Below are 20,586 nucleotides of genomic sequence, written 5' to 3'. Positions count from 1 at the left end.
TATTTTTTTCAGATGGTCGGAATTACCTTTTTTATGCTACCATCTTCGTTAAACTCTAACCGGTCGATACATACTTCCCTGTTGTATCCGGCTTCTCTTCCCATTTTTATACCATCCGGACATCTAAAGCGATGATACACGATATACCATTCATCTTTGCCGGGAATCTTCAAAATGGAATGGTGCCCTGTGGCATAAATATCTTTGTCTGCATCTTTAGAAAGAATTACCACGCTTTCAGATGCTTTGACTGGTCCCGTTGGAGAGGTTGACCTTACATAGCGAACTTCATAATCGGGGCTACGGGTATCGTTTTTCGACCAGGTGAAGTAATAGTAGCCATTGCGGTAGAAAACATATACTCCTTCGCTATGAAAGTCAGCATTCGGGATCAGAATCCGGGTAGTATTGGGTTTTACCGAGATCATGTCGTCATTCAACTCGCACACGGCCATAAAATAATTTCCCCAATACAGGTAGTTCTTTCCTGTTTTTGGATCGATAAAAACATCGGGATCTATATTCTGTCCTCGTGTCATACCATCAGTTTTTTTATCTATCAACGGTTTGCCCGAGTCTTTGAAGGGTCCCGTCGGATAATCGGCAACCGCTACACCAATCTTTTGAGCAGCCGTAAAATAATAATAGTATTTATAATTGCCGTTCTTATCCTTCTTCTCGATAATACAGGGAGCCCATGCATGTTTATCCGCCCAGGATACATCCTTTTTCAGATCAAGAATCACTCCTTCGTCTTTCCATGTTTTTAAATCGTCGGAAGAAAAGGTCTTAAAGTAGGTACCCGTCCAGCCGGTGAAGCCGTCACTGGTAGGATAAATATAGTATTTTCCGGTCTTTTCAGCATACAATATTTCCGGATCGGCATACAAGCCTTTTAGTATCGGATTGTGCCCTTCTTCACCTGTTCCTATCATTATTTTGTTGGTTGTAGAACAAGCCACAACCAACAAAAGGAAAATGAGTAAAGAGACAATATGAAAGTTTTTCATAAGAGTAAGTATTATAAATTTCATTTAAACTGCATATCCAGCTTCCAATGTCTGGTCAGTCGTTCTGCTTCTTCCTTCGTTATCGGGATTACAGCTCCATGTTTGGGTGAGGTGTAATTGGTGGTTTTCATCACTCCGTTATTAAACTGTCCGAGATTTTTAAAGTTGACAAAATCAGATGTTTCTATAAATCCGAAGTTATGGACATTCTGTCCGTAGCAGTCGTACATCAGCACCCATTTGTCCTCACCGATGCGTTTCCATACATTCGGGGCTTCACATGCCCTTGGTTCGGGATCGTACCAGCGAGGGTCATACAGATAATCGCCATTGACCTTATCGGAAACCGCTTGTTTGACACCTGCCGTTCCGTCATGGGAAACATAGAACATACGGTATTTATCACCGACTTTGGTAATATCGGCATCAATGGCTGAGACTTTTTCGTTGGGATAGGCGAACAAGAGTTCGGGCATCGATTCCAAACGGTCGTAATCATCGTTGACATAGACGTAATATAACCTATTCGGTTCGTTACGGAAACGCATGGTATAGTAGATCATGAGTTTACCTTTCTCTTCATCGTATATGGTTTCGGGTGCCCAGGCACAGCCTATTTCCTGAAAGCGTGCAGAGATATCGGTGAAACGAAGATTCGTACGTTTCCAGTTTACCAGATCCCATGATTTCATCAGTACCAATCCACGGTTGTTCCCCCAGGCATAGATTTTCCCATCACGTTCCCATTCAGTTTCCCGCTTGCCGTCTCTTTGGGCAAAGACATGGAGGTCGGTCATCGACATATAAAATGCACCGTCCGGCCCACGGTAGATATGGGGATCACGAATGCCTTTCTGGTCGGCAATCGTATCGCCTGCCATAATAGGGTTGCCACCATTCAGGGCGGTGAAAGTATATCCATCGGGGCTGACCGCCATATATAAGCCGTGTGTATCGTCTTTGTGGAATACCATTAGGTATGCGCTCATATCTTTTTCCTGAGGAACTGCGTTCTTATAGCGGAAATCCCGGAATCCGCCCTTGCCTTTCCCTTCAGAAACAAGGGCGATTCGCAAGGCATAGAATCCGTTATAGCTATTATGGTGCATGGCTGAGACATTGATATTTTCAGCCAACACGCTCCAATTGCGATTGTCCTTACTTGCAAAAAAATTGCAGTTATTACCTTGGTTCAGTATCTTCAGAAAGAAGCGTTTTCCGAATTTATTCGGTAATTCGTGAAAGGTATCGGCATCTTTGTAAATGGTGAACTTATTGCCATCGGATACAATTCCAGCGTATGCCTTTTCATTGTAATAAAGCATCAGACCGGCACGGTTTCCTTTACCGATTTCCACTTCGACCTGAGTTTCGTAGGTTTTGTCGGTTGCCGTAGCCAGTAGTTTGCGATTATCGGCAGGGGTGGCTCCTTTGGCTGCCAACCACAAGACATTGTCTCCGATGGTTGCTGACTTCGGAGCATATTCTTTCCAGAATGTCCATTGCAACCCCAATTCTTCCGATGAGAAATTGTCCGACAGTTGCATGCCGTGCTTTATGTTTTTCTGAGGAATGATGGGTTCCGCTGTAGATTTGGCCTTAAACCAACCGTCCGAAGTCCATTCGACAGGTTCTATCAGCGTTTGCCGTCCTAATGTATGATAGCCGTTGGCATAAGCATGGTAAATAATCCACCAATTGCCATTCACATCGTCTATAAGAGTGCCGTGCCCTTTCGACCACCAGTTATCACTTTTGCTATATGTATGTACAAGGGGATTATAGGGGGAGTTTTCCCAAGGCCCGTGTACACTTTTAGACCGGGCGACAACGACCATGTGACTGGTCGGAGGCCCTGCCGTTCCACCCTGTGCGGAGATCAGGTAGTAATACCCGTCCTTTTTGATGAATTTGGGAGATTCGAGCCACATACCTTCTGTTTCCCATTTCTTCGGGAATTTCCATCCGTCATACACTTTTTTCAGTTGTCCGACAGTAGAAAGTCCGTCATCGGAAAGTTGGATCATACGTCCGTTGTTTACATACAAGTAGCGCTTTCCGTCTTCACCGACTACATGACCGGGATCAATACCACCGACTTTGAGGTCAATGGGTTTGCTCCAAGGCCCCTTAATGTCGTCTGCCCAAACTACCCAATTGGTTCCGGCTGAAGGGAAATAGAGATAGAAACGACCGTTATATTTTATTAGGTCGGGAGCCATTGCCGAACCTTTGTATTCGGGTATGATACGGCTCACAGGTTGCCAATTCATCAAGTCCTGTGAATGCCAGATAAGAAATCCCGGCATATAATAGAATGGTGAATGTGTCATGTAATAATCCTTTCCGTCGCGTACTACTGTGGGATCGGGATAGTCGCCCGACAAGATTGCTTTGGGATAAGCTTGTGCATTGGTGTGTTGTACAAGCGTTAAGATTATTGTGATTATCAATGATATTTTCTTCAGATTCATGATATTATATTTATTATTAGTAATACAGATATCCTTATGCTATGATTATCTGACATTTCCGTTTAATACATCGCCATATATCGATGTAACAATTCCACTTTTTTGTAGCTGGCGGGGTGTGTCAAATCTGTGTAATTCTGTGATGAATGATGACACACTCCTTACCGCTAAATATTAAGAAGAGATCAATTAGACAATTTGTACAACCCACTCGCATGAGGTTTTAATGTTTGAACAAGATCATTGGATATCGTACCCATATCTTCTCCCGTCCACATATTAACAACTTTACAATCTCCGTTCAATCCCAATGTTTTCAGGTTTACTGAAATATCTTGAGATTTCTCATCATCTATGTTGAAAATAGCTAAGTACACTTCATCGGTATTTGGATTATGGGAGGTTATTGCTACTTTGCTCTCATCCTGGAACAGTTGATTCACACCTGTACTTTCACGGTGCATTTTCAGCACTTCTTTATTGGTTAGCAGAGATAAGGTAAACTCATCGTTGCTGGGCAGGTCGCCGCCGAACATCAGAGGTGAACGGAAAATAGTAAAAAGAGTCATCAACGAATATTGTTCGTCTTTGGTCAGACGCGTCATACGGTCTGCTCCTCTTTCTCCGCGTATAGAAATACGTCCTAAAGGTATCATGTCGCAATCGGGCCAAGTTCCGGGAGCTATGTACGGATACCAACCTTGCGATACTTTGAGTAGTTGCTTAACATCCCTCCACAAGTCCCATACATCATCGACCATACGCCACATATTGGCATGCTCGCGAACATGTTCAGCCTTTGCCACATTAGTAGGGCCGGGAGACAAACTCAATACAATTTTACGTCCGCACTGGTCGATCGCATTACGAATGAGTTCAATTTCCGGTTGATGATAAGGGTTGGAAAGGTCATCAATCTTCACAAAATCCACTCCCCACTCGGCATACATATCGAAAATAGAGTTGTAGTATTCCTGCGCACCGGGTTTATCAGCAACAATGGTGTAATTATCCCGCAACCAAGGACATTGTTGTTCGGTAGAATATATCTGATCGGCTGTTACTCCATCTATTCCTTTAATGGGTAATTTTTTTGCAACAGCTTCTTTCGGTATTCCGCGCATGATGTGGATACCGAATTTCAAACCCTTGCCATGTACATAATCAGCCAATAGTTTAAAGCCCTTTTCATCCTTAGCAGAGGGGAAACGGTTGACTGCAGGCATATATCGGCCATATTTGTCAAGGACATAACGAGGATCTTTCTGGTTATATCCACCCGCCTTGTCATTCTCTACAAACCACCGGATATCGACCACGATATATTCCCAGCCATACGGTTTCAGTTTATCAGCCATATAATCCGCATTGGCTTTCACTTCGTGCTCTTCAACTGTGGGACCGTAGCAATCCCAACTGTTCCATCCCATAGGTGGGGTTTGTGCCCATTCCTTAAATTCCCCCTTTGCAAAAGGTTCTGCTTTCTTTTCTTTGCCACCATTGCATCCTACCAAAAGTGATGCCACGATCATGGCTGTAAATAAATGATTCATATTTTTTATAATTAGAAAATTAAGGGATTATTCAACGAATATACTTAATAAATCCGTTTTAAATCACTGCTCAAAAGTAGATGAATAAAAGTAGAAAAAGGACTGTATCTTCTTCCTACTTCAACTTACGGTTAAAAAAATCATAAAGCCGGTGAAGTTCATACTCTCCTCCCAAGCTATGTCCTTTGCCCGGTATATAGAGTTGCTCGAACATCTTATCCGCCTTTATCAAAGCATCGACCACTTGCAGCGTGGAAGCCGGATCCACATTATCATCCAGTTCTCCGTTGATTAACAACAAGTCACCTTTCAGCAGATGCGCATTATCCACGTTGGAAGAACGGCTGTACGATTCATCTACCGGATATCCCATCCAAAGCTCGTTCCACCACACTTTGTCCATCCTGTTGTCGTGACATCCACAGAACGAAACCGCAGCCTTGTAGAAGTCGTTATGAAACAGCAATGCCGCCATGGCATTCTGTCCGCCTGCCGACCATCCATAAATACCCACCCTTTTCGTATCCATGTATTTATATTTGCGTGAAGCAGCTTGTATCCACTTTATCCTGTCCGGGAAACCGGCATCTTTCAAGTTTTTCCAGCAAACGTCATGAAATTTTTTAGAGCGATTGTTTGTACCCATCCCGTCGATGCAGACAACGATATACCCCAGTTCTGCCAAGGAAGAAGAGCTCCAGGCAATGGGGTTGAAATCTTTGCCCACATGCGAATCATGAGGTCCGGCATAGATATTCTCTATAACAGGATAAGATCGGGACGAATCAAAATGGAAAGGACGGTAGATGGTTCCCCAGATGTCCGTTTTGCCGTCGCGTCCCTTTGCACAGAATACTTCCGGCATTTTCCAACCCAAGGCCAACAGTTCCGACACGTCGCACTTTTCCAATGTCGCTATAATACCTTTCCCGTCCACTCGACGCAATACGCTGACCGGCGGCAGGTCCGGGCGCGAATAAACATCTACAAAATATTGCTTGTCTTTCGAGAGGGTAATCCTGTGATTGCCGTTTTCGGGTGTCAAATCATAAAATCCTGTTCCGTCCGTATTGACTACACAGAAATGCAGGTTATACGGGTCTTCCCGCTTGTAAAGCCCCGATGCCATGAAATAGACTTTTTGTTGCGCGGTGTCGATATGCGTCACTTTTCTCACCACCCATTGCCCCTTTGTCACTTGCTTTTTTACTCCTCCGGTTTTCCCGTCCATAAGATACAAGTGTCTCCACCCGTCACGTTCGGACATCCAAAGTATTTCCTCCCCGTCATTCAAGTCATAACGGTAATTATCTATGTAAGAAACGAATGTATCAGACTGTTCATCGGCCAAGTGAGTGATTTTCCCATCAGCGGCATTGACCTCGCCTACAATGTATCTTTGATGTCCGCGTTGGTTGAACTCAAAGGTAAAGGCACGACTGTCCTGCCGCCATCCGGTGAGGAAAAGGCTGAACTGGTTTTCATACAACCGGTATCTAAGGTTATTTGCTTTTTCTGCTCCACATCGAACAACGTCGGCACGGAGACAGGGAGCACATCTCCGGGTTTGGCATAGTCCCGCCATTGCAAAATGGGCTGGATTTGGCTTTGAGGACGGGATTCAAGCAAAGGTATGCGCCTGCAATCCGCTTGCCGGGTCTTCAGCGTGGCCAGCTTCTTTGAGTCGGGCGACCATTCCAGGCGGCTTTCATAGAAACAGCCCGGAGTTCCGTCCAGAGTCAAAGCAATTTCTTCTTTCTGGTCCTTTTTCCCTACCGGAGATATATACACGTTGTTGTCTTTTATATAGGCCATCCATTTGCCATTCGGCGATGCCACTTCCGCTTTGTTTCCGGTCGCATTCCGCTTACTATCCGTTTGGACATTTTTCCAGACTTCCGGTACGTGTTTCTTCAGTTCATCCAAAGTGGAAGTCCGCTTCTTCTCCCCGGTTTCGCCATTGACCAAATAGTAGAAAATGCCGTCTCTTTCCCGATTTTTATACCAAAAATAGTGCGATTCGCCCAACCATGTAGGATGTACAGCGGGAGAATAGACTTTTTCCGCTAACTTATAAAGTGTATCTGCCCGCTGATAGTCTATTATATCATGCACGGTTTGGGCAGCCACACGGATGCCGACAGATAAAGAGATTAAGGTGATAAAACAAAATAGTCTCATGCTTTAATAAAAAAAGAATTTATAAATGAACGTTATTACAGTTTATTTAAATAATTCGACAGTCTGATCAAGCATACCGTTGATATACGTGCGCAAAACGCCATCCGTGTACTCCAGTTTCAGACGAAACTCCGAGTATTTCTGCGAAGCATGCCATTGGCCGTTTGTAGAGCGCGGCACCGTTGTCCATGTATCGGCTGTTCCCAACACATTGGTACCGGCATACGTTTTTCTTTTGTAACGCACTTCAGGCTTCATCGTATCGCCATTCAAATGATACTCCAGTTTGCCAAGCCGCAACAGGCAACCTTGATATTTCGACGTGTCAGGTTTCAGTGTCACAGTAACCGTAAAGTCTTCTTTCGGGTCAAAGCTAAAATTCCCAGCCTCCTCAACGGTCATCTTCCGGCTCTCTTTTTCCGTGCAAGGAAATCCCTGAAAGTCGGCATGGATTGCGGTGGCATATCCTTGCGGACGCGCAGCGCTGACAATCCAGTCGTAATAATAACCATGCATCCATGCCAGTCTCAGCGGAGTAGCCTCCGAATCAGGAATGACATAAGGCCGCACATTGTTGTACCGGGAATTACGGGTCACCGCTTCCACCTCAGCCACTTCACCCGTATCGCTCAGACGGTACTTCAAGATTTCATACTTCCGACCATATTTACCCTCCACGGGAACAGAACAATACACCACATCGGTATGCACAGGATCGATGGCCATTCCTCCACTGTAGCACTTCTCTATGCGGGAACTTTGATGAAAATGTCCACCTGCATGAGCCAGGAAGCGCTTTTCCCATTCCGTCCCCGTCCAGTGAGCATAATAGTAATTGTGCGATGCCTTGTCCTTGCTGATGCGCGTCATGGCAATCACAGGATGTCCCGACTTATTCATGGTTACCTGCCACACCCAGTCACGCTCTCCCGAATCATCCACCACTGTATAAGGATAGCGTTCCACATATTCCGTTTTCTTAGTAACCTGAAACGGACCATCAGCTATACCGGAAAGCACATTGCCCTTCACGTCCGTCAGTTGCAAATTGCGTATATCAATATAGTTAAAATACAAGTAGTTAGGACTCTCCTGGTCGGGATGCCCAGTGGTGTAAGTAAAGAAAATCTTATCTTTCCCATTTGATGCGTACTTGGCATACGGGCGTGCCCCGGTGGACTGTACCAACTGATAAGGTCCCCATTCCACCTTCACGTTGTCCTTCTTGTCCGGAAGAGACAATTTAGCGATCGTAGGGTGCCATCCCATTCCACGCCAGCAAAGATAGATATGCTCCGGGTCATCGGACAGGATGAAGGGAGAAGGGTAGGTCGTATTATGCTTGGTAAGAATCTTCTTCTCTTCACCCAAAGTAGTAATGTCGCCCGGCTTCTGCGACACGCGATAATAGAAACAACGTTCGTCCGTATGGCGCGAATAGAATATCATAACACGCTCGTCGGGCAACACCAGAAAAGTAGGGTTGTCATGGTCATCGGGCTGGAAATAGGAACGTATCAATACTTCCTGCTGCTGTTTTTCTATAAAATCATATTGCATGGCCTTGATGTTTCCATGGGTATCGATATATCCGACATAAGTCTTGTCGATGCAGCCATCTTTACTTCTATGATGCAAGGCGCGCGGTCGGCAAACCAGCACCAAGCTCCCTCTGCCGTTACCTGATGCCCCTCATAGACAACGGGTGTACCGCCATCGGCATAGCGCGCCATCTCGCAGGCAGCTAACAGAAAAGCCCCCACGCCAAAGTTGGCCGTAGAATTGGCGTTCACCACCTGCCCCGGAATAGCCTTTTCACCGATGGGCTGCACATAGCCTACCGCCCCATTCGGTTGCAGTGCCACTTCTGACAGATACTTCCAGGCATTCAGCACCACCGGCTCGTAGGTAGCCTTGTCCAACAGGCCGTTATTAATTCCCCAAAGCAGGCCGTAAGTGAAGAAAGCGGTTCCGCTGGTCTCGGGTCCCGGTGCATGTTGCGGGTCGAGCAGACTGCGAGTCCAATAGCCTTCCGGTTGCTGGCAGGCAGCCACGGCCTTCGCCAATGTGCGGAAACGGTCGGTGTACTCCCGGCGATATTTATCATCCTCCGGCAAGTCTTTCAATACTTTGGCAAGAGCGGCAAGTACCCAGCCGTCACCGCGCGCCCAGAAATCCTTCTTGCCGTTCGTACTTTTATGCTCGGGATAGACATATTTCCTGTCGCGGTAGTATAAACCCGCTTCGGCATCATACATGAGGTTATTGGCATATACCCAGTATTCATGCAACTTTTCCAGATAAAGACGGTTGCCGGTCACTTTATACAATTTGGTCATCACAGGCATCACCATATAAAGCCCGTCGGCCCACCACCAATAATTGTCCTTGTCCGTACTCATCTCATACTCCATCACTTCACGGGCACGGGCAATCTTCCGTTCATCCGGTTCCACGGTATATAGGTCTATGTATGTCTGGAAGCATATCTGAAAGTCACCGAACAAGACATATTCGTCCGTTTCGCCATAACCGGATTTCCACTTCGACTTGTCCTTGCTCCGGGCACCCATCCAAAGATTCCGTTCGGCCCAAGCCTCGGAATAGTTATAATAAGCAGTATCTCCCGTAAGGAAATAAGCCTCCATATTGCCGGTATGATAGGCCGCCTGGTCCCAAAACGACCAACTATGTTTAGGGTGTGTGTTCTGCCAATGCTTGTTCACCTTGTGGATAATCCCGAACACATCGGAAGCACAGGGAAGCCCTGTAGCCCTACACAAAGAATATCCACAGAAAAAGAACAGTAGAGACAAGAAAAATATCTTCTTGATTATTTGTCTATTCATGAGTCGTATTATTTTTATCCGTAACAAATTATTAACTTATCACAATTACAGTGGGCAATTCTGACGCAATAATTAAGAGCCTGCTTAATTCATACTCAGGAGTTAAGTTGTAAGGAGTTAAGCCGATAGTTTTGAAAGCCGTTTTCTGCAATTATATTCAAGAGTATCGGCCTTTAACTCCCTGAGTGAGCGAAGCGAACGATAGCTCCCTTTAACTCCTTAACTACTGCTATGAATAATATAAACTCTAAAATGGAGACGAAGCAACCACTCTCTATGGAGAATCACTTCGCCTCTTCATCATATACCTATTAAAAACTATTTAGCCTATATTATTCATGCGGAATTAGGAGGAAAGAAGTCAAGCAGACTAATTGCCCGCGTTATCCTCATCGGCCACAGCCTCTTCCCACGTATTCCATTTCGGAGTGTTCTCTTCATAACCGTCATATCCGAAGTTCTGAGAGATAACTCCTTTGGAATTCTTCGTAATGGCAGCGTTTGGAATAGGGAAGTAAAGATTATGCTTATTTATCTGATAAGTGAACACTTTACCATTGGCGGAAATAGGTTTGCCGGTGTTATAAAAATTATTGTAGTGCATCACGCGCTGATACCAATAGCTACCACCTTCCCGGTCAATGCCTTCCTCCTTATCATAAGTATCCACATTGTATGTATGGCCCCATTCATCGGGCTTTCCGCTAAGTGCCAAACAATAAGAGACACGGCTCAATTCAGCATGACGGAACTCCTCCAGATAAAGTTCACGGGCACGTTCGTCCATGATATCGCCAATAGTAAACGTAGCGTCTTCAGGATAAAGCTCTTCGCATTTGGCACGCTTACGTACCGTGTTGACATCTTTGGCGGCCAGTTCAGGATAACCTAAATAGTAATTGGCTTCCGCACGCAACAAGTAGGTTTCTGCCAGACGATATACATACCAGTGGGCGATACTTCCTTTGGAGGCACCAGAGAAATTAGTGGCATTGGGGTCGGCTTCCATCGCTGTATGTAGCAACCATGTCTTATAATGCGGGAATCCAAACCAAGAGCGTATGGTGTCCGGGCAAGCGGGAGGCACTTCCTTAAAGCTCTTCCCATAATATTGAGACTTAGGGTCATTGTATTTCAATGAATCCATAGGGAACCAGTTACCTACGGTACTGTTATGGCGCAAGTCTCCTTCGTCATTCCTGCCATTCACCACCCAAACGGAATGAGTGGCATACCAAGTCGGGCGCAAATCGGCTATACCACGCCCCACGGCACGCAGAAAGTCCAACTTCTTGTTGTAATTACCGTTACTGCGCGCCCAATTCCTGACCGAATAGATACCGTTGGGATCTACCGTTTTGCTATCATTCCAGAAAGGGCCATAATTGCGCATAGTCTCCACACTAATCCAAGAGGCTCCGTCACCTACATCAATAACCCCGAAGAGGGTTTCCTTATTGGCGGCAATCAGTTTGTTTTCAGGACGGTGCAGGTTCCAGATGATATTGGGGGTGATTTTCCACGTTTCCGGCTCACCACCGGACACGAATGTACCGAAATTGTCTTCGTCCTGCATCAAGCGATAATTGGGGTCACTCAACAGAATATCAGCTTGCTTTTTGGCCTTTTCAAACTGCCCGTCGGCTAGGTAACACTTGATGAGCAATTGGCGGCAAGCAGCTTTATTCACCATACCGATGGTAGCCATATCTTTTTGGTCGGGCACCCATTGCACGGCAAACTCCATGTCTTTTACCAGCATGTCTATGATGGCCTCACGCTTGGTAGATTGATAACTCTCCTTGGGCACTTCCGGCAATTTAGACACCAAAGGGATGTCCTTGAACTGGAAAGTGAGCAACATATAACGGTAAGCACGATGAAAATAAGCACGCCCCAAATAAGCATTCCTCAGCGCCTCGTCCAGACCGACCACCTTATTTATATTGCTAATAACCGTATTTGCATACTTTATACCTGCATAGCCTTCATCCCAGAACCAACCGGTAGACTCTTTCATAGCGGTCGGCGTCAGAGTAGCATCTACATTGGTAAACATATTCTGATCATCGGTCTTTCCACGGACTCCCAAATCGGAAAAGAGATAATCAGTAATGAATTTACCGGAAATGTAATAATCACGCAAATGTTTGTCAGATGTAGTCAATGCGGCAACCAGCCCGGCTTCCGTTTCGTACATCTTTTCGGGAGTATAGAAAGAAAGGGCATCCTGCTTCAAAAAGTCGGAACATCCGCTCAGAAATAAGGTAAAGCTTCCCATTGCCACTGCCAGTCCCTTGGCCGACAATCTCTTCAGTTTATTGTTCATATTTATATTTTTCATATCTACAAATCTCTTTTAGAAAGTTACATTTAATCCTACTGTATATACACGGTTCAAGAATCCGCCGGTTTCCGGATCGCCTCCAGGGTGCTTGTCCTTGCTCCATACCGCAACATTGCGTATGGTACCATAAATACTGGCATTTTGGATAGACCATTTGGAAACGAGTGATTTGGGAAGACGATAGCTCAAAGAAATATTCTCCAGACGAATAAAGTTCTTGTTCATTAACCTGCCCGGTGCTTCAGCTCCATTAGGTCCCTTGGCGTTGAGACGGGCAAATTCATTCGAAGGATTATCCGGTGTCCAATACTCTTTCGCACGCCGATTGGCACCGTAGGTCACTACATTACTGCCATTGTCATTATTCAAATAGCTTGTGTCCAAATATTTGGCACCCATATAAGAATAGATATTGAACGAGAAATCGAAATCCTTAAAAAGGGTAAAGCTGTTACGCATCTGCCAATGGACGGGCGAAGTGGTTACGCCCAAAAACTCCTTGTCCTTGTCGTTATACACAGGGGTTGTCGTACCATCTTCATTCACCTTGTCATCTGCCGTATAGTTATTGGCTACTTTAGGGTCACCGGGCAATTGTCCATACTTCTTGGCCTCTTCCGCCTCGTCAGCCTGCCAGATACCGGTTACGCGATAATTCCAAATCGTATTAATATCTCTGCCGATAAACCACACGCCATATTCGTCACGCTCCTTTGTGCCGATGACTTTACCATTATCGTCCAGAATATCCTCGTATTCGTAGTACAAATGCTTGATTTCATTGTGATTGTAGGCAAAATTGAATGTAGTGGACCATTCAAACTTATCCGTCTTGATGTTTTGTGTACTCAAAGACAGTTCAAAACCACTGTTACGCACTTCACCAAGATTTGTCGCAATGGATCCGAAGCCGGTAAAGCCGGGCAATTGTTTTGCCATAATCATATCTTCCGTATTGATGACATAGGTCTCCAGGCTACCGGTGATCCGGTTATTCAGGAATCCAAAATCCAGACCGACATTAAAGGCTGCACTTTTTTCCCATTGCAGGTTAGGACTTGCCAGACGGTCCACAATCACGTATTGCGTCTCCGACAGATTTCCCGAAGCATCCAAGTAAGCGTATGTATTCGTACCGTTTCTCAAGTTAGACAATGAGATATAAGGATCTTTCAGTGAACGATTACCGTTTTTACCCCATGAAAGGCGCAGTTTTCCATAATTCATCGGTTTCCAATTAAAGAACTTCTCATTAGTAAACGACCAAGCCAAAGCAACCGAAGGGAAAGTGGCATAAGGATTATCCTGACCGAAGGCTGAATAGCCATCGCGGCGAACAGAAGTTGTAATCATGTAACGGTCGTCGTAGGAATAGAACAGACGCCCTAATAATCCGGTAGCCGTCTGATGCGTATCATTGGTGGAAAAAGAACTGGAATTCTTGTCGCCATTCTGCGTATTATGAAATCCCAAAGCATCGCTCGGCAATATTTTACGCGATTTAATCTCATCATACCAATAGCGGAATTCCTCGGCTTCCTGTACAAGGGTGACGTTTACATGATGTTTGTTGACAAATGTATAGTCCCAGTTTATGGTGTTGTTCAGCGACCAATCGAAGTTCTTCGACCATCCCCGATCTGTACCGCTATTCAAGGGCAACCGGTCGGGATGTTCGCTTGAAGTGAAATAGCGATTGTAGAAGAACTGATAACGGGGAGCTACATTGAATGAATAGGTTATGTTAAAGGGTAGCGTCAACTTAGCGGTAAATATAGTATTCAGTGTCGTATATCCTCGCTCGTAATCGATATATTGCTGTTCAAAATCATAGTTATAACCTTTGAAGTAGGGTGTTTTATCCCCCATAGGATGCACCGCCAGATTCCCTCCTTCATCCACATAGTTGGCATACGGGCTATTATCCAAGGTAGAACCCACATTGATGGAAAGATTCTGATCCGTACGATCCTGGAAGTTCACGTTACTGCTTATTTCCAACCAGTCGGTTATTTTCCCGGAAATTTTCATATTAGCACGTACGGCACTATAATCATCCCCTAGAATCGAACTCTCATTGTTCGAATAACCGGCAGAAAGGTAATAGTTGACACGTTCTCCCGCTCCCGAAACGCTGACATTATAATCCTGATTGAATCCGGTGCGGAAAGCATAATCGTACCAATCGAACGAACGTCCGTTCAAGTAATTTTGCAGTATCACATCGTCCATATCGAGACGGCGGGCATACACACTTAAATCCGCTTCTCCGTCCAAAGCCGATTTCGGCTCCATCGCACGCCAAGCGTCCAAGCCGACTCCCTGCGCAAGCCTATCCGGGCGGTCGTAATATCCATAAGGTACCGTGGGTTTCCCCTGAGCATCCACAGCCTGGTAAGCTTCATACCGTCCTGTCTCGAGGTTTTTGCCATAGGTAGGAGTCTTGTACCAGTCTTCACGGTATTGCATATAGCCGTCAGGACTGAACACTTCCGGATAAATGGCTTTCGTATCGAAACCGAAGTTAGCGCGGAAGTTAATGGTCGGCTTGCCCTGCTTTCCTTTTTTAGTAGTGATGATGATAACGCCATTGGCAGCTTTTGCACCATATACGGCAGCCGCAGAAGCGTCTTTCAGTACATCAATCTGTCCGATATCTTCGGGATTGATTTCGGACAGCTCCCCATAGAAAGGAACACCGTCAAGAATAAGCAGAGGATCGCCCAACGACGTTTCGGAAACGGAACGTACGCCACGGATACGCATACTACCGCCACCTTTGGCGGAAGTGTCAAGGCCAATAGTCAGACCGGGAGTACCACGCAGCACATCCTGCACGCTTTTCGGAGCCTCTACCGCAATTTTATCAGGTTTAATCTGTATCACAGAACCCGTCAAATCCTTCTTGCGCATCGTGCCGTAACCAACGACAACGACCTCATCCAGCATTTCCGTATCATCCTGCAGCACCAGATTCAGGGGTTTGCCAAATATGGCTTTCACCGACATATTCTTATAACCGATGAAAGAAACTTCCAATGTGGCATCCGGTGTCACCTTCAGACTAAATTTACCATCCAAGTCGGTAATCGTACCATTACTCGGATTTCCTTTTTCACGCACATTGGCACCAATAACAGGTTCACCGGTCATGTCTTTAACCACACCCGTCACCGTCTGTTTCTGTTGTTGCGTTACGTGCGCCACCTCTTCTTCGGCAAACAAAGTCAAAGGATGGGCAGCCACAAGACCGGCACAGAGCAAAAAAGCTGTAACCGCCTTTCGATTTTTTCTGCAATTAAATAACTTCTTATCCATTGTATTAGATTAAAAATAATTAATTATAAAAAACCGATACTCTTCATCGGTTTCCACCGTCAAAAGTAGAAGTTCAGCATCAAAAGGGAGTCCAACTATTACCGGGAAAAGACTACAATGATATTTATGGAACATTTCCGGTAATAATTCCGCCTCAAGCCCTCCAACGAAAGCGTTTACCATACGAAGCAAGCCGAAAGGGCAGGGAGAATTATTACCGGAAATAGGCCATAAACTATATCGGGAGCCCTCTTTGGGTAATGAGTCCACTGGTGGTAGAAAAAAAATGCGGTAGTTTGCGGTATGTATCATTTCACCAAATTCAAACGTTTATGAAGACATCCTCTTTCAAGGTTTCCTCTTTCAAACAGGATTCCGCACAAGAATGGCAAGTTATAATGGTCCCCTCTTCCATTTACAAGGAAGTGGCAGCTTATGCCGTCCGGCTGATAGAACAAAAACAAGCCGATGCCGAACAGATTATCTTCAAATCCACCTTTCTACAAACAACGCCTCTATTTTATGAACAGGAATTGCTGAGACAAGTACTTGCGACCATAGAGCAAAATGTAGATAACGCAGACTTCTCCATATCGATGTTAAGAAAAGAAATCCATATTTCAAATACCATGCTTTATCGCAAGGTGAAGGCACTCACCGGCTTTTCGCCCAACGAGCTACTAAAGAGCATACGCATGAAGAAGGCCTACAGCCTATTGTCGAGCAAGCTATACAACGTTTCGGAAGTAGCTTACAAAGTGGGATTCGATAATCCCCGGTATTTTTCCCGATGTTTCAAAACCCAATTCGGTCAAAACCCTTCCGATTTCAAACACGGTGTATGATTCATTGCCCAAATCCCGCCAGTTCATAATTCGGTTGGCATCCTCTTAAAAAACGATTGCCTGAAAAGAGGGAATCTACGTTCATACTTCACCATATACTCCGTCGGAGTCAGTCCGAACTTCTTTTTGAAACAGAGGCTGAAGTATTTCGGGTCATTGAACCCCACCGCATAAGCCAAGTCGGAAATACGCATCTTTTTCTTTTCGTCTATCAGGCGGCAGGCGGCTTGCAAGCGAACGTTGTTGATAAAACCCGAAGGAGTAAGACCCGTCAACAACTTCAACTTTTCCGCCAGCGTTGTTCGGGCCATTCCCATCTCTGACAAGAATTGCGCATGCTCAAAATCGCAATCGTCCAAATGGGCATTCACACAGTCCACAGCCTTTTGAATAAAAGCCTCGTCCATGGAAGTGTAGTTCAACTCTTTGGCTTCAAATACCAGTTGCTTGCGGAAATCGATTCCCATACGGTTGCTCTTCTTCAACAAATTGTCTATTTTTGCCAACAGCACGGACAGGCGGAGTGGCTTGCAGATGTAACCATCGGCACCCGATTCATACCCCATCACCCGGTCTTCGTCCGTAATCTTGGCAGTGAGCAGAATAACCGGAATGTGGCAAGTCTCAAACTTCTCTTTCACTCTGCGGCACAACTCCATTCCGTCCATCTCGGGCATCATAACATCCGAAACCACCAGTTTCACTTCTTCCTTTTCAAGCACAGCCAATGCCTCCATCCCGTTCCTTGCCTGCAAGACAGAGTATCGTCCCTGCAACAAACGAACCATGGATGCCAAAAGTTCCTCGTTATCCTCCACCAGCAACAGCGAAGGGGTACCCGGTTCGCACTCTGCCCTATCCGCGACAGGCAGTTCCTCCACCTCTGAAGCAGGCAACACGTTGTAGTCGGCATACTCCACACTTTCGTCAATTTCCTCTTCAGTAAATGCGTCTCGAGAAATGGGTATTTCCACTATAAAAGTATTGCCCTCCTCTCTGCTACTAATAGCATGTATAGTTCCATGATGTAAAGTTACTAAATCTTTGGTTAGTGAAAGTCCTATGCCTGTTCCAATAGTATGAAATTTACGGTATTCCCCTTCATAAAAACGTTCAAATAAATGTGCAAGTCTCTCTTTAGGAATATATTCACCTGGATTATTGACACTGATTGTTAACAAACCATTTTCTTTATCATAATATTGCCGCAAAGTAATAGTACATCCCTCTTGAGTATATTTAGACGCATTGGATAACAAGTTATAGATAATCTTGTCCAATTTATCCACATCAAAATAACCTAAACAATCTTCAGATTTCCCGTCGAATAAGATAGCTTGCCCTTTCTTTCTTAATAAAGGCGTAAAGCTAGAAACCGAATTTGCCAGAAAATGACTTATATTGCCATAGGAAACTTTCAATTTTAGTTTCCCATTTTCTACTTTTCTAAACTCGAGAATTTGTTGAATCAGACGAATCAAACGTGAAGTATTGTTTTCAATAACATTGCCAAACCGTGAGTTACCGGGCATTTCCGTTTTCATTTCATCCACAGATGCTGAAATTATAGATAATGGAGTAAGTAATTCGTGCGTAATATTAGTGAAAAATTGAAGTTTAGCATGGTTTATTTCTTCTATTTTCTGGCGTTCAATCTTTCCCATTTCAATGGCATGCTGCATACGGATACGGTTTCGGATTGCCTTATACAAATAAAAAAGAGCAGTCAAGACGAGTAATAAATATAACGAATAAGCATACCAAGTCTCATACCATGCAGGAAGGCGGTTTAATCTGAATTCTACTATTTGCTCATGCCATAAACCATTTTCATCCGTCGCTTTCACCTGAAACTTATAGTTACCTTTTTTTAATTTATTATAAAAAGCCATATTTTCTCCTGCAGGAAGATAAACCCATTCTTCATCTACATTTGATAAGCAATATGCATATCGTATCTGGCTGCTATGTTGATAATCCAATGAAGAGAAAAAAATCTCTATATTCTGTTCACCTGGATAAATGTCTATACTTTTGGACGATTTATTCAGTCTGTCAGTATCTGGCAAAATACTTTTCCCTAATATACGTATATCGGTAATCAATACTTTTCCTGATTGAGAGGCATGATTCAAATGCTGTGAAGGAACAATGCCTAATATGCCGGGAAGCCCTCCAAAATAAAGTATTCCATTCTTATCCTCATATACGGCATTAGGCAAAAAACGATGAACCCCTATTTCTTTGCTGGCTGCATAAAATATTCGATAAGCTCCATTTTGGGGATTGAATTCCTTAACCGATTGCCCGGTCACAATCCAAATATGATGGTAGGCGTCTGAAATAAGTTCATTAATCCTATCACCATTCATTCCACAAGCTATAGTAAAATTTTCAATATTCTTAGTAAGAGGATCAAACAATAAAATTTCACCTTTATTCGTACCCAACCATAGTTTATCATCATCTGCCGTTATACAAGCCAATGACTCTGAAAGCGGATAAATATTCAGATTTCCTGCCATATCCACTTTCACAAGAGTAGTATCCTGTAGAATCCCCCAAACATCACCGTTTTTAGTCTGAGTTATTCTATTTATTCTACCAATGTCTTCAGATATTATTTTTAATGAATTATTCTCAGAATGGTAAACATACAAGCCATCATCGGCCGCAATATATAGATTTCCATTATTATCTTCAAAAAGACGAGATATAGTACGATATCTTTTAGATATTTTATTTAGGCTTATTTTATGCCTTATTTTTATTTTCAAGTCCTCTTGTTCTAAACCATATATATCCTCGCTGCCTTCTACTACAGCCCACACAAGTCCTTCTGTCTTCGATTTTAACAAACAAGACAAAACCAGTAACCTATTCTTATCGCTATCAGTCTGATCCCTATAACGTTCTATCCTGTTTTTCTTCGGATCATAAACGCATAATCCCACTCTTCTCTGAAAAACCCAAAATACTCCCTTCTCATCTTTACACAATAATTCAAAAAAGGGAGTAGCTTTCAATTGGGGCTTCAACACATCCACGTTATATTTAAAAAAGTCTTCTTCATTAAAACTAATGATAAAATTATGGTTATCTAAAGAGGTTACCCACAGATTGCCATCTTTATCTTTCATAATAGATTTTAAAACTTTATTCCATTTGGGTAAAAAAGATGAGGTTTCTATTTGTTCCAACTTTTGTTCGGGTGTGATTTGGCTAGCAAACAAATCACTCCATGAAACTATCCATATATAATTATTCACATCATCTTGCACTATGCGAAAGGCGGTTGAGGCTTTTTCTCCTACCGAGTTCACAGGTAAATCTTGCCGGACATACTGCTGTTCCCTTGAAAGTGCAGATATATCAAGACGAATGATTCCATGTCGCCAAGTAGCCAGCCAGTAGTAGCTGTTTTTATTATCTTGTATGATGTCATTGACTCTATCTTCATAAGGAAAAACGAGTTCAAAATCCTTCTTTTGTACATTCCACTTATGTAATCCCAAACCGGAAATAGATAATAGAAGCTGTTTCTGTCTATCTTCATATAAACAATACTCTTTCCCTGGACCTTGCTTGCACTTTAAAGAATAACTCTTCAATAATTTGCCTTCCGGAGAGAGCCTAAATATTTTCCTATAAGTACATATCCATATATAACGATCAGACGAAACCAAAATTCCTTCAACAGTTTCTTCTTTTAATTCTTTAATATCTATAGGATTAATATCGAAAGTCTGTTTATTCAAGATATATACCCCATTGTTGGAACCAATCCAAATATTGTGCGTAATACTATCCTCTCCCAAACAGATAACAGCATTATCAAGAAGCATATCAGGCATTTTAAAATTCGAACGAATAGTATATATGTCATAACCATCATCACGGTATAATCCCTCTTCAGTACCATACCATATATATCCTTCAGTATCTTGAAATACCTCATTAATTCTATTGGTAGATAATCTATCAATGCGGGGAATATCTTTTACTTGTA

General features: G+C 43.8%; 7 protein-coding genes and 3 pseudogenes. 1 reads left to right on the top strand and 9 read right to left on the bottom strand.

Translation table 11 applies throughout. The features are described from left to right. Positions 1–8: 8 nt before the first annotated feature. The 8 genes and pseudogenes from JCM16496_RS22225 to JCM16496_RS17550 form a co-directional block, all read right to left on the bottom strand. Positions 9–1,034, bottom strand: a complete 1,026-nt coding sequence (locus JCM16496_RS22225; protein WP_128809704.1) for a family 43 glycosylhydrolase — start codon at positions 1,032–1,034, stop codon at positions 9–11. Next, on the bottom strand, positions 1,031–3,484 hold the full coding sequence (locus JCM16496_RS17580) for a family 43 glycosylhydrolase (RefSeq protein ID WP_167332306.1): 2,454 nt from the start codon (positions 3,482–3,484) through the stop codon (positions 1,031–1,033). Before JCM16496_RS17580 ends, JCM16496_RS22225 begins: the two co-directional genes overlap by 4 nt. Positions 3,485–3,669: 185 nt before the next feature. After that, complete coding sequence (locus JCM16496_RS17575) at positions 3,670–5,037, bottom strand: glycoside hydrolase family 27 protein (protein ID WP_025835870.1); 1,368 nt, start codon at positions 5,035–5,037, stop codon at positions 3,670–3,672. A gap of 115 nt (positions 5,038–5,152) precedes the next feature. Next, positions 5,153–7,218 (bottom strand): annotated as a pseudogene (locus JCM16496_RS24720) (S9 family peptidase). Positions 7,219–7,260: 42 nt separating this feature from the next. Next, a pseudogene (locus tag JCM16496_RS22220) lies at positions 7,261–8,951 on the bottom strand (BNR repeat-containing protein). Next, positions 8,940–10,067: pseudogene (locus JCM16496_RS22985) on the bottom strand (glycoside hydrolase family 88/105 protein); the annotation flags it as partial. The pseudogenes JCM16496_RS22985 and JCM16496_RS22220, both read right to left, overlap by 12 nt. Positions 10,068–10,437: 370 nt before the next feature. Further along, positions 10,438–12,411 carry a RagB/SusD family nutrient uptake outer membrane protein gene (locus tag JCM16496_RS17555; RefSeq protein ID WP_128809703.1) on the bottom strand — a complete coding sequence of 658 codons (1,974 nt, stop codon included), beginning with the start codon at positions 12,409–12,411 and terminating at the stop codon, positions 10,438–10,440. A gap of 15 nt (positions 12,412–12,426) precedes the next feature. After that, on the bottom strand, positions 12,427–15,732 hold the full coding sequence (locus JCM16496_RS17550) for a SusC/RagA family TonB-linked outer membrane protein (RefSeq protein WP_128809702.1): 3,306 nt from the start codon (positions 15,730–15,732) through the stop codon (positions 12,427–12,429). 332 nt (positions 15,733–16,064) lie between these two features. Between JCM16496_RS17550 and JCM16496_RS17540 the strand changes: the two genes are divergently transcribed. Beyond that, positions 16,065–16,577 carry a helix-turn-helix domain-containing protein gene (locus JCM16496_RS17540; RefSeq protein ID WP_025835864.1) on the top strand — a complete coding sequence of 171 codons (513 nt, stop codon included), beginning with the start codon at positions 16,065–16,067 and terminating at the stop codon, positions 16,575–16,577. 23 nt (positions 16,578–16,600) lie between these two features. Here JCM16496_RS17540 and JCM16496_RS17535 read toward each other — a convergent pair whose 3' ends face one another. Next, entirely contained in the window at positions 16,601–20,422 is a 3,822-nt protein-coding gene (locus JCM16496_RS17535; protein WP_209441629.1) for a response regulator, read from the bottom strand. Positions 20,423–20,586 lie beyond the last annotated feature (164 nt).

The sequence above is a fragment of the Bacteroides rodentium JCM 16496 genome (assembly GCF_000614125.1).
In the GTDB taxonomy this organism is placed as follows: domain Bacteria; phylum Bacteroidota; class Bacteroidia; order Bacteroidales; family Bacteroidaceae; genus Bacteroides; species Bacteroides rodentium.
Note: the sequence above shows the minus strand (reverse complement) of the source record. Positions and strands in the feature narration are given on the sequence as shown.